An 11,468-nucleotide genomic window follows, 5' to 3' on the forward strand; every position below is an offset into this window, starting at 1 on the left:
TCGCCACCTCGTAGGTCTCGTCCATGACGGTCGACACCGGCGCCGCCTCGGCATCCGTGATCGGCACGGTGATCGAATAACCCTTGACCGGATAGACCGGGATCGGCCGCTTCATCTTGCGCATGAAAGGGGCCGAGTAGCTGCCCAGCGCCATCACATAGGCATCCGCCGTCCGCCAGCCCTTGTCGGTGCCGACCTGGACGACTCGGTTGCGGTTCCTGACGACGCGCCGGATGGTCGTGCCGTATTCGAAGCTGACGCCGCGCGCCACGCAGAGCTCGGCCAGCTTCTCGGTGAACATCTTGCAGTCGCCGGTCTCGTCGCCCGGCAGCCTGAGACCGCCGACGAACTTTTCGCGCACGCCGGCCAGCCCCGGCTCGGCCGCGATGCAGCCGTCCCGGTCGAGGACCTCGTAGGGAACGCCGTATTTCTTCAGCACCTCGACATCGCCGCCCGTACCGTCGAGCTGCTTCTGCTTGCGGAAGAGCTGCAGCGTGCCCTTGGATCGCTCGTCATAGGTGATGCCCGTCGCGGCCCGCAGCGCCTTCAGCGTGTCGCGGCTGTATTCGGCGACCGGCACCATGCGCGATTTGTTGAGCGCATAGCGCTCGGCCGTGCAGTTGCGCAGCATCTTGATGAGCCACGTCCACATATGCGGATCGAAGGCCGGCCGCACGACAAGCGGGCCATATTTCATCAGCAACCATTTGACCGCTTTCACCGGGATGCCGGGCCCGGCCCATGGCGAGGCGTAGCCGGGCGACACTTCGCCGGCATTGGCGAAGCTGGTCTCCAGCGCCGGACCCTGCTGCCGGTCGATCACCGTGACTTCGTGGCCGGCCTCGGCAAGGAAATAAGCGGTGGTGATCCCGATCACGCCGCCGCCCAGCACCAGGACTTTCATTTCATGCTCCCCTCAAAGTCGATCGTGACGCAGCAGCGTCCGGCCGTTCAACCTGTCTGCCGGATTTTACAGCGCCCGCCAAGGGGTTGGCGGTTATTCGCCGATATAGCGGCGGTGAAAGCGCGCACCCAGGCTGGTCAGCACCTCGTAGCCGATGGTGCCGGCTTGGCCGGCCACATCATCGACGCTTTGCGACGGACCGATGAGCTCGACGAGGTCGCCCTCGCCGAGGCTGCCGGCCGGAAGCGCGGAGATGTCGAGGATGATCGAATCCATCGATACCCGGCCGACGAAGGGCAGCCGCACGCCCTCGAACCAGGCGGCCGAAGCGGCGCGCCGGTGCCAGCCATCGGCATAGCCGAGCGAGATCGTCGCCAGCCTGAGCGGCCCGCTCGCATGGTAGGTGTGGCCGTAGCCGACGCCGGCGCCTTCCTCGACGCCGCGCGTCTGCGCCACCTTCGCTTGCAGCCGCACCACCGGCAGCATCGGGTTGGGCTTGCCCGGCGTCGGGTTGACGCCGTAGAGCGCGGCGCCCGGACGGGCGAGATCGAAGTGGTAGGAGGATCCGAGAAAGATGCCGGACGAATTGGCGAGCGAGGCAGGGGCCTCGGGCAGCACCTTCCGCAGTCGTTCGAATGCCAGCCATTGTTGTTCGTTCGCCGGATTGCGCGGCTCGTCGGCGCAGGCGAGGTGACTCATGATGAGCCGGATGTCGATGCCGTCGAAGGCGTCCTTCGCCAGTGCCTCGACTTCAGCCGGCGGCATGCCGAGCCGCGACATGCCGCTGTCGACCTGGATCGCGGCGGGCAGCCTTCGCTCAGTGGCCCGCGCCACATCGCGCCACGCCTTCAGTTGGGCTGCGCTGTTGATGACGGGATGAAGTCCGGCCGCGAGTGCTTCCGATTCCGAGCCCGGCGGCAGACCGTTGAGGACAAAGATGTCATGTCCCGGCCCGAGCGCCTCACGCAGTGTGATGCCCTCGCCAAGCAGCGCGACGAAGAAGATGTCGCAGCCTTCCTTGATCAGCGCCGATGCCACTGGCGCGGCGCCGAGACCATAGCCGTCGGCTTTGAGCACGCCGGCGCAGCGCACGCCCGCCAGCCGCGCCTTGAGCCGCCGGTAATTCTCGCGGATGGCGCCGAGATCGATGGTCAGGACCGCGCCGGCCGCCGCTTCGCTGACCGTCGAGCTACCGGTGGTGGGCGTTTGCGGCAAAGGCACTTTGGCGTCGCTCATCGAGGCAATTGCGTCAAACAAAGACGGGTTGCACTTGTTGCGGAGGCGCGTGGCTGTCGACGCCGGCGCTGCCCCTCATCGCCCTGCCGGACACTTCTCCCCGTATAGTGACGGGGAGAAGGGGCTGACCCCAACTTCCGCGCCTCTTTTTTGCAACGCGGGTGATTGGCGAAACCGGCGATGAGAGCGCCCCTCTCCCCGTCACTATACGGGGAGAGGATGCCGGCAGGCAGGTGAGGGGCGGCGCTGACGCTCGGCTAAGGTGCGCTTGCCATGCGTTGTTCATGTCTGCCTCTTATTTGCGGCGCATCGGCATCAACATCAATAGAGCCTGATCCCGAACAGTGCGAACCCTTTTTCAGCTGTCCTGATCGGGACGCCTCCGGCACCCGCAAACTCGCCACTATGAGGCCAGGTGCTGAAATGCGGCCACCACCTGCTCGTAGACCTTCCGCTTGAACGGCACGATCAGGTCGGGCAATTCCTGCATCGGCCGCCATGACCATTGATCGAATTCGGCCTTGTGGCCGCCCGGGGGCGGGTTGATCTCAATCTCGCTCTCGTCGCCCTCGAAGCGGTAGGCGAACCATTTCTGCGTCTGGCCGCGATAGCGCCCCTTGAAGGCGACGCCGACCAGATGCGGCGGCAGGTCGTAGTTGATCCAGTGCGGCGCCTCGGCAAGCAGCGATACGCTGCGCATGCCGGTCTCCTCATGAAGCTCCCGCTCGGCCGCGGTAAGCGGCTCCTCGCCCTTGTCGATACCGCCTTGCGGCATCTGCCAGAGTTTCGTCGTGCCGGAAAACTCGCTGTCCGGCTCGGCGATGCGGTGTCCGACCCAGACCAGCCCGGCGCGGTTGAGGATCATCAGTCCGACACAGGGACGATAAGGCAGCGTCTCGGGATCGATCATTTTCTTGGACATTTCCTGGATTCCAGCATCGGCGAGAGCCCGATGACTAGCCTTTTTGCGGATCGATGGCGACAGCCGAGATCGGCACGATCTCGATGCCGCGCTTCTTCGCTTCCGCCACCCATGACGTCACCGTGTCGACGGTGATATCGAAAGCCGAGCCGATGCCCACGGCCGTGCCCTTGGCGCGGGCAGTCGCTTCCAGACTGTCCAGCTTCTTGAGGATCTCGCCGCGATCCTGCACCGCGTCGATCGCCATGTCGCCGGCCACTAAAGGCACGCCGTCCTTGAGCGCAAGGTCGGGCGCCAGGCTCCGCGCGGACGAGCCGTCGTCGACATAGGCAAGCCCTCGTTTGCCGAGTTCGGCCATGAACGGTCCCATCGCGTTTGCATCGGCCGAAAAGCGCGCGCCCATATAGTTCATGACGCCGGTGTAGTTGGTCGTCCGCGACAGCGCCCAGCGCAGGCTCTTCAGGTTCTCGTCCAGGCTCGCCGAGACCGTCAGCGTGTTGCGCCCCGGATTGACGCTCGGATAGTCGAACGGCTCGAGCGGTATCTGCATGACGATCTCATGCCCGCTCTGCCGCGCCGCCTGCATCCAGCGGCCGATGCTGTTGCCCTGCGGCGCGAAGGCCAGCGTCACCTCGGCCGGCAGCTTGGCGATCGCCGCCTGCGTGCCGGTCTGCGACACCGCGAGCCCGCCGATGACGATCGCCACGCGAGCGCCGCGCGCGCCGGACCATGGCCGCGCATAGACGTCGAACGGCCGCCTGCCGTCGGCTGAACGGATCGGCAGCGGACCGCTGTCGCTGGGCTCGATCAGCGCCCTGTCGGGAAGATGCGCGACTTTGAGATTCTGGCCGAGCGTCGAAGGATCGCGGATGATGATCCCCGCCTTGGGGGGACCATCACCCTCCTCGGTCTGGACATGGATGATCTGCGGGCCGCCGCTGTTCATCGGTGTGCTCGCCGTGGGGTTCGCCGTCGCCACCTCGGCCGGCGCCGGCGCCGGTGTCGGCGCGGGGGTTGGTGTGGGGGTTGGCGCCGCGGCCACCTTCGGCGTCGAAACGGCTATCTCTTCCGGCTTGCGGAACGGTTTTTCACGCAACGCGATCGCACCTGAAACGCCGATCACGGCGAGGATGGCGACCGCCGCGCCAAGCGCGCCGGCGCTGACGCCGCGCGGGGCAGGGCGCTGAGGCCGGAGCGTCTGCCCGAGCGGGCGTTCGATGTCCTTGCTGGTGTCAGCCAAGCCGCATCCCCAAGCCCGCAATCCAGCCGATCGAATCCTCAGCCGTCACGTGCGAAAAAACCCTCGGCGCCCCAGCGCCTGTTCCCGAATCAACTTGTCCCCGAATCAAACTGCCGGAACCTCGCGGTCCCGGCAGCATCGCATCGCTTCGGTCGGTCGGCCAGAGTCTTCCTCCGGCCGCGCCGCCAATTACTGATTCAGCACGGCCTTGTCCGGGTTCGGCGGGAACGACGGATCGGTCTTTTGGCCGCGCAGAAGCTGCTCGGCATAGATCAGCTGCAGGTCGTCCTTCGGCTCCGGCGGCACATAGGCGGCAGAGCCCGAGCCGGTGGAACTCTCGTCGGCGCCCTTGATGTGGCCCTTGAGGTCGGATTCGCCGCGGGTCAGGTCCCTGCCCTGCAGGTCCGGCGGCAGCGGCTGGTCGACCTTGATGTCGGGCGTGATGCCCTTGCCCTGGATCGACTTGCCCGACGGCGTGTAATAGAGCGCCGTGGTCAGCCTGAGCGCGCCATTCTCGCCGAGCGGGATGATGGTCTGCACCGAGCCCTTGCCGAAGGACTGCGTGCCGACGACGGTGGCGCGGCGCAGATCCTGCAGCGCGCCGGCGACGATCTCGGACGCGCTCGCCGAGCCGCCATTGACCAGCACGATCAGCGGCTTGCCGCCGATGTCGTCGTTCTGCTTCGGCTTGGCGTCGAAGCGGGTGACGTCCTTCGGATCGCGGCCGCGGGTCGAAACGATCTCGCCGCGCTTCAGGAAGGCGTCCGACACGCTTACCGCCTGGTCGAGCAGGCCGCCCGGATTGAGGCGCAGATCGAGCACATAGCCCTTCAGCTTGTCGTTCGGCACCTGCTTCTTGATGTTCTCGATGGCGTTCTCGAGATCGTCATAGGTCTTTTCGGTGAAGGAGGTGATCTTCATGTAGCCGACGTCGTTCTCGACCCGGTACTTCACCGCCTTGACCTTGATGATGTCGCGCACGACCGTCAGCTCGATCGGCTTGTCGGCGCCCTGGCGCAGGATGGTGAGCTTGATCGGCGTGTTGACCGGACCGCGCATCTTCTCGACGGCGTCGTTGAGGGTGAGGCCGCGCACCTCCTCGCCGTCGATCTTGGCGATGTAGTCGCCGGCAAGCACGCCCGCCTTGGCGGCCGGCGTGTCGTCGATCGGCGTGATCACCTTGACGAGGTCATTTTCCATGGTGACCTCGATGCCGAGGCCGCCGAACTCGCCCTTGGTCTGCACGCGCATGTCCTGCGCCTGCTCCGCGTTCATGTAGGAGGAGTGCGGATCGAGCGAGGCGAGCATGCCGTTGATGGCGTTCTCGACCAGCGATTTGTCATCCGGCGGCGTCACATACTGCGCGCGCACGCGCTCGAAGATATCGCCGAAGATCGCCAGTTGCTTGTATGTCTCGGAGCCCGCAGCGTTCGCCGCCGAGCCGGGTGCGCCGTAGACCAGGCTCATTGCCGATGCGCCCATCAGCGCGCCGGCAAACAGAAGCGACAATTTCCGCATCATTTCACGTCCTTCCAGAAAATCGGTCCGCCCACCAAGGGGCCGGATCGACGGGTTTTCCATCCTTGCGGAACTCGACATAGAGCTCCAGCGTGGCATTTCCATTCTGCGAGGCCGAAGTGCTTGCCACCCGGGCCTCTCCCATCGCGCCGACCGGTTCTCCTGCGAGCACCGACTGGCCAGTCGCGACGCTGATTCTGCTCATCCCTGCCAGGACGACATGATACCCATCGCCCGCATTGAGGATCAAGAGTTGACCATACGAGCGAAACGGCCCCGCATAAAGCACGTTTCCATCCGCCGGCGCGGTGACGATGGCCCCCGATTGTGTCGCAACCATGTCGCCCTGCATCATCGCGCCATTGCCGTCGTCGGTCCCGAAGCGCCGTTTGATCTTGCCGATGACCGGCAGCGCAATCTGGCCCTGGAGCGCCGCGAACGGAGCCGAAGCGGTCAAACGGTTGCCCTCCGGCACCAGCGGCGGGGCAGGCTCGGTCGTGGACGCCGTCGTATCGCTGTCCGTCGATTTCCGCTCCGCCGCCTTGGCCTGGTCGGCCGCCTTGCGCGCCTTGTCGGCTTCGAGCGAGGCGATGAGATCCTTGAGGCTGCCGGCCCTTGCCGCCAGTTGCTGCGAATGCTGCTGTTCGGCGGCCAAAGCCGTCTCCGTGTCGGCCTGCAGCTTTTTCTTGGCTTCGAGCAGCATGGTGAGCCGCTTCTTTTCCGCCGTCTGCTCGGTGACGGCGGCGGTGAGCCGCGCCCGTTCGGCTTCGATCGAGGCCGTCACCCGCGTCTGTTCCTTGAGGTCGGACAGCAGCTTATCGGTCTGCTGGCGCAGTTCAGGCACCACGGCGCCGAGCAGGATGGCGCTGCGCACCGACGAGAGCGCGTCCTCCGGCTTGACCAGGATCGCCGGCGGCGGACTGAGCCCCATGCGCTGCAGCGCGCCGAGAACTTCGGCGAGCACGTCGCGGCGCGCGACCAACGAGGCGTGCAGCTTCTCTTCCTCGGCCTTCAGTCCTTCCAGCCTGGCGCCGATATCCTCGATGTCCTGGCCGAGCTTCTGCTCGGTCATCGCCGACTGGATGAGCGCGGCGCTGATCGAGGCATGGTCCTTCTTGACCGTCGCGACATCGGCGGCGAGCTTGGCCAGCCGCTCGGACGAGAGCGTGATTTCCTTCGAAACCTGCTCGTACTCGGCGCGGTTCTGGTCGGGATCCGGCGCGAGAGCCAGCGTGTTTTCCGCCGCCCGGGCCGGCCCAAGCGCAAGCAGGGCGGCGACGAGGGTCAGGCCGCAGCGGCTGCGCCAGGCGCGCGTTCTCGAATTCCAGCCTTCAGACATCAGGCCTCGACTCTATCGCCCGCTTCGTTAACGAACCATCAACCATGTTGGAAGCACCCGCAACAATGTGATGCCGGGCCATTGAGGCGGAAATCTGGGCAGACGGAGGTGATCCCCAGCTTTCGGGGGGTGATATCGCGGACGACGACTCAAGAGCGGTGATAGGGGTGTCCGGAAAGGATCGTGGCGATCCGGTACAGTTGCTCGCCGAGCATGACGCGCACCAGCTGGTGCGGCCAGGTCAAGGCCCCGAAAGACAGCACCAGATCGGCCTGCTCGCGCAAGGATTTGTCGTGGCCGTCGGCGCCGCCGATCGCAATGACCAGCGCCTTGCGGCCGCCGTCGCGCAACTGGCCGATGCGGGCAGCCAGATCCTCGGAGGTCAACGACTTGCCGCGTTCGTCGAGCAGGATGAGCACGGCGCCCGGCTGCAACTGGGCCTGCAGCTTCTGGCCCTCCTCGCGGCGGCGCTCGTCGGCGCTCTGGCCGCGGCTCTCGGAGGTCTCGACGATGCCCGCGAATTCCAGCCCGACCGCAGGCCCGCTCTTGGCGAAGCGCTCGAAATAGCGGCCGGCCAGCTCTCTCTCGGGGCCGGTCTTCATCCGGCCCACGGCATGAACGGTAATCTTCATCCTCGCCTCGGCGAGCCCTCGATCGGCGCCGGACCGGAACGGTCACGGCACGGGACATGGCTCAGTGCAAGGTCTCTTCCTCGAGGTCCGGCGCCTGCCACATCTTTTCGAGATTGTAGAATTCGCGGACTTCGGGACGGAAGACGTGGACGATGATGTCGCCCGAATCGATCAGGACCCAGTCGGCGCTGGCCAGCCCCTCGACGCGCGCCATGCCGAGACCGGCATCCTTGAGCGCCTTGAGGAGATGATCGGCGACAGCCGAGACATGACGGTGCGATCGGCCCGAGGCGATGACCATATAGTCGCCGAGGCTCGATTTACCCTGGATGTCGATTGAGACGATGTTTTCGGCCTTGGAGTCTTCCAGACTGGCAAGGACTGTCTTGATGGCGAGGGACGCAGCATCGCTTCCGCTGATCCCGGCCGGCGAAGGCACGATATCGGCCTTCTTCCGCAGCGCTGTTCTCAGTGTGTTTCCTTTCCCAACAAGAACAACCAAATCACCCGGCAAATCAGGTGACACCACTTAGATAGGCAGAGTTCCGTTGCAGTTTCAAGACGGACGCCTCTGCCGGCGCCAACGCAGCACCCTTCGACAGGTTCCGCAGTCTCGAAAAAATCGGAACCCTTTGCGCCTGGCACGGGTTATCGGCTCAAAGACCAATGGGGACTTCACCATGCCGACAGACCCGCAAGACGCACTTCTCATCGTCCAGGCCGGGCTTGCGCAGCTCTCTACACTCATCGTTTCCTATTCCTTCTCGGCAATCGGCGCGGTCATCCTCCTGGTGGTCGGCTATTTCGTCGCCGGCCTTGCCGAGCGCTCGATCTTCGCGGGCCTCAGCCACATCCACGGCTTCGACGCGACGCTTCGCCATTTCTTCTCGAAGATCGTCCGCTACGCCATCCTGATCCTTGTCGTCATCATGGTGCTCGGCCAGTTCGGTGTGCAGACGGCGTCCATCATCGCCGCCATCGGCGCCATCGGCCTGGCCATCGGACTGGCGCTGCAGGGCACGCTGCAGAACATCGCCGCCGGCATCATGCTGCTTGCGCTGCGACCCTTCCGCATCGGCGAATCCGTCGAGGTTGGCTCGGTCGCCGGCACGGTCGAGGAGATCGGTCTGTTCGCGACCAAGCTGCGCACCGTCGAAGGCGTCTACATCCTGGCGCCCAACTCGACGCTGTGGAACCAGCCGGTGCGAAACTTCACCCGCAACGGCGTCCGCCGCACCGACATCAGCTTGAGCATCGGTTCGTGGAACGACATCGACCGCGGACAGAAGGCGCTGCTTGGCATCGCCGGCGCCGAGAAGCGCATCAGGCGCGAGCCGGCGCCGATCGCCTTCGTGGCGGGCCTGGGCGAGAGCACGGTTTCGCTGACCTTGCGCTACTGGACATCGGCCGCCGATTACTTCGCCACCCAGATCGACATGACCAAGCGCGCCAAGCAGGCCTTCGACAGCGAGGGCATTTCGATCCCCTTGCCGCCACCCGAGGCGCCGCCGCCGGAAGTCCGCAAGCAATAACCGATTCAGTCCCTCGTCGGACTTGTCGGATCGTCCGGCGCGAAGGCGAGTTCCACCGGCAGGGGCGTCTGCGCCGACATCGGCGCGAAGCTGCCGGTGACGGCAGCGGGCGTCGGCCCCGCCGCAAACACCCGCCACAGCACGAACAGGCAGAACGCCGAAGCGATGAAGATGCCGACATAGATGAAGGTCTCGGTGCCGAAGATGGCCGAAAGCGCCGTCACGAGGCCGGGCACGATGAAGCCGGACAGCGACCAGGCAAACAGCAGCGAGCTCGACAGCGCCAGCAGTTCGTCCTTCCTGGCGCGGTCGGCGGCATGCGCGCTGGAGAGCGAATAGATCGATTCCGATGCTCCGTCCCAGACGAGGTAGATCACCACCAGCGCCATCAGCGCTCCGCCGTCGAAGACAATGGCCAGCAGGCTCGCCACCACCGCAAGCGCCGCCGCGCCGGCAAGCACGTAGCGCCGGTCGGTGCGGTCCGAGAGCCAGCCGAGCGGTATCTGCAGGATCAGCGTGCCGACCGGCATCGCCGACAAAAGCAGCGCCACATCCGCCTGGCTGTAACCCTTGGCGGTGGCGTGGATCGGCGCGAAACCGGAAATGATCATCGACAGGCCGCCGACGGCCAGCATGCCGACGACGCCGACCGGCGAAATTCGCCAGGCCTGGCCGAGCGCCACCGAAGCGGCCTGCGGCGCGGGTGGCTGGGCAAGCCGCGTCATGCCGACCGGCAGGATGGACAGCGCGGTGAAGGCGATGCCGATCAGCGGCACCGCCGCCGTATGGATATCGACCGCGGCCAGCGTTGCATAACCGACGCCCAGCCCGCCAATATAGGCGACGTAGAATACCGCCATGACCCGGCCGCGTATGGCATTCGGCAAGGCATCGTTGAGCCAGCTCTGCGCGACGATGAAGAGGCCGCAGATGGCAAAGCCGTAGAGCGCCCGCGCCGCGATCCACAGCAGCGGGATCGGTCCGGCGCCGATCGCGACGTTGGAGAGGGCGATCAGCGCCGAAAGCACCATGAACGCGCGCGCATGGCCGACCCTGCGCACCAATGGTCCGGTCAGGATGCAGCCGGCGAGCCCGCCGGCCGAAAGGCCGGTGACGATCAGCCCGGCCCAGGTCGGGTCGAAGCCATCGGCGCCGAGCCGCACGGGAATGAAGGCGAACATCAGCCCGTTGCCGATCGCGATCAGCGCCATCGACAGAATGACGCTGGCAATGGCAATCAGCGGCGCCGATTGCGTGCCCGGATCAGCGGTGGTGCGGCTCATCTCCAGCATGGCTTTGTCAACATCGCCTGCCGGCGGGCGAAAAGCAGCCGTAAAAGCGACATGGCCGGACTTCCCTTCCCCCCTTGTGGGGGAAGGTGGATTGCCGCGAAGCGGCAAGACGGATGAGGGGTGCTCCAGCGGAGTGAGACGTTGGCGATTGTGGCTTTAGACGAGCGCGTTGGCCAAGCTGGAGCACCCCTCATCCGTCTCGGCGCTGCGCGCCGATCCACCTTCTCCCACAAGGGGAGAAGGGGGAACTCGCCTACCCCTTCGCCGCGTTGCGGATCGCGGTGGAGGACAGCGACGAGCGCGGACCATGGATGAAGGTCCAGGCTGGCGCCCGCATGCGGGCAAGCAGCGGCGCGTCGCCTTCGTCGATGCGGGCATAGTCGAAGGTCTTGGCGACGACCGAAGACAGGAAGGAGAGCGTCGCCCCCGGGCGGTCGATGACCGCGATCGGGAAGGTCAGCACGATCTCGCGCCAGCGCTGCCAGTGGTGGAAGTCGCGCAAACTGTCCGCGCCCATGATCCAGACGAAGTCGACGCCCGGATTGCGCGCCTTGATCAGCGCCAGGGTGTCGGCGGTATAGCGGACATGATGCGCCGCCTCGAAGGCGGTGACCTTGATCTTCGGATTCCTGGCGATCTTCTCGGACCGCACGACGCGTTCGGAGAGCGGGGCGAGTTCGCGTGCGCTCTTCAGCGGATTGCCGGGCGTCACGATCCACCACAGCTGGTCGAGCGCCAGCCGTCTCAGCGCGATCTCGGCGACCAGCGCATGGCCGGCATGCGGCGGATTGAAGGAGCCGCCGAACAGGCCGACGGCGAGGCCGCGCCCGGCGTGGGGCATGCGCAAGTAGGG

General features: G+C 65.8%; 11 protein-coding genes. 1 reads left to right on the top strand and 10 read right to left on the bottom strand.

What is annotated here, in order from left to right; translation table 11 throughout:
- The 8 genes from EOA38_RS15310 to rsfS all read right to left on the bottom strand — a co-directional run.
- Positions 1-904: D-amino acid dehydrogenase (locus tag EOA38_RS15310; protein WP_145965970.1), on the bottom strand; the 904-nt coding region annotated here is incomplete at its 3' end.
- Positions 905-997: 93 nt separating this feature from the next.
- Complete coding sequence (gene alr / locus EOA38_RS15315) at positions 998-2,140, bottom strand: alanine racemase (RefSeq protein ID WP_127299578.1); 1,143 nt, start codon at positions 2,138-2,140, stop codon at positions 998-1,000.
- A 403-nt stretch (positions 2,141-2,543) separates the two neighbouring features.
- Positions 2,544-3,062, bottom strand: a complete 519-nt coding sequence (locus EOA38_RS15325) for an RNA pyrophosphohydrolase (protein ID WP_127299579.1) — start codon at positions 3,060-3,062, stop codon at positions 2,544-2,546.
- A 34-nt stretch (positions 3,063-3,096) separates the two neighbouring features.
- The gene (locus EOA38_RS15330) at positions 3,097-4,302 is read right to left on the bottom strand and encodes a divergent polysaccharide deacetylase family protein (protein WP_127299580.1); all 1,206 of its coding nucleotides are present in this window, start codon (positions 4,300-4,302) and stop codon (positions 3,097-3,099) included.
- Positions 4,303-4,491: 189 nt separating this feature from the next.
- Positions 4,492-5,823, bottom strand: a complete 1,332-nt coding sequence (locus tag EOA38_RS15335) for a S41 family peptidase (RefSeq protein WP_189434687.1) — start codon at positions 5,821-5,823, stop codon at positions 4,492-4,494.
- Between the two features lies 1 nt (position 5,824).
- The gene (locus tag EOA38_RS15340) at positions 5,825-7,159 is read right to left on the bottom strand and encodes a murein hydrolase activator EnvC (RefSeq protein ID WP_127299581.1); all 1,335 of its coding nucleotides are present in this window, start codon (positions 7,157-7,159) and stop codon (positions 5,825-5,827) included.
- A 149-nt stretch (positions 7,160-7,308) separates the two neighbouring features.
- A complete protein-coding gene (gene rlmH, locus EOA38_RS15345; RefSeq protein ID WP_127299582.1) occupies positions 7,309-7,791 on the bottom strand; it encodes a 23S rRNA (pseudouridine(1915)-N(3))-methyltransferase RlmH in 483 nt (160 codons plus the stop codon).
- 61 nt (positions 7,792-7,852) lie between these two features.
- Positions 7,853-8,230 carry a ribosome silencing factor gene (gene rsfS / locus EOA38_RS15350; RefSeq protein WP_126091382.1) on the bottom strand — a complete coding sequence of 126 codons (378 nt, stop codon included), beginning with the start codon at positions 8,228-8,230 and terminating at the stop codon, positions 7,853-7,855.
- 241 nt (positions 8,231-8,471) lie between these two features.
- Between rsfS and EOA38_RS15355 the strand changes: the two genes are divergently transcribed.
- Positions 8,472-9,323: a mechanosensitive ion channel domain-containing protein gene (locus EOA38_RS15355; RefSeq protein WP_127299583.1), complete on the top strand. Its 852-nt coding sequence runs from the start codon at positions 8,472-8,474 to the stop codon at positions 9,321-9,323.
- Positions 9,324-9,328: 5 nt separating this feature from the next.
- Here EOA38_RS15355 and EOA38_RS15360 read toward each other — a convergent pair whose 3' ends face one another.
- Both EOA38_RS15360 and EOA38_RS15370 read right to left on the bottom strand, forming a co-directional pair.
- Entirely contained in the window at positions 9,329-10,615 is a 1,287-nt protein-coding gene (locus EOA38_RS15360) for an MFS transporter (protein ID WP_127299584.1), read from the bottom strand.
- 253 nt (positions 10,616-10,868) lie between these two features.
- On the bottom strand, positions 10,869-11,456 hold the full coding sequence (locus EOA38_RS15370; RefSeq protein ID WP_127299587.1) for a nicotinate-nucleotide adenylyltransferase: 588 nt from the start codon (positions 11,454-11,456) through the stop codon (positions 10,869-10,871).
- Positions 11,457-11,468: the final 12 nt, after the last annotated feature.

Origin of the sequence: Mesorhizobium sp. M1E.F.Ca.ET.041.01.1.1 (assembly GCF_003997355.1) — a bacterium.
Taxonomy (GTDB): domain Bacteria; phylum Pseudomonadota; class Alphaproteobacteria; order Rhizobiales; family Rhizobiaceae; genus Mesorhizobium.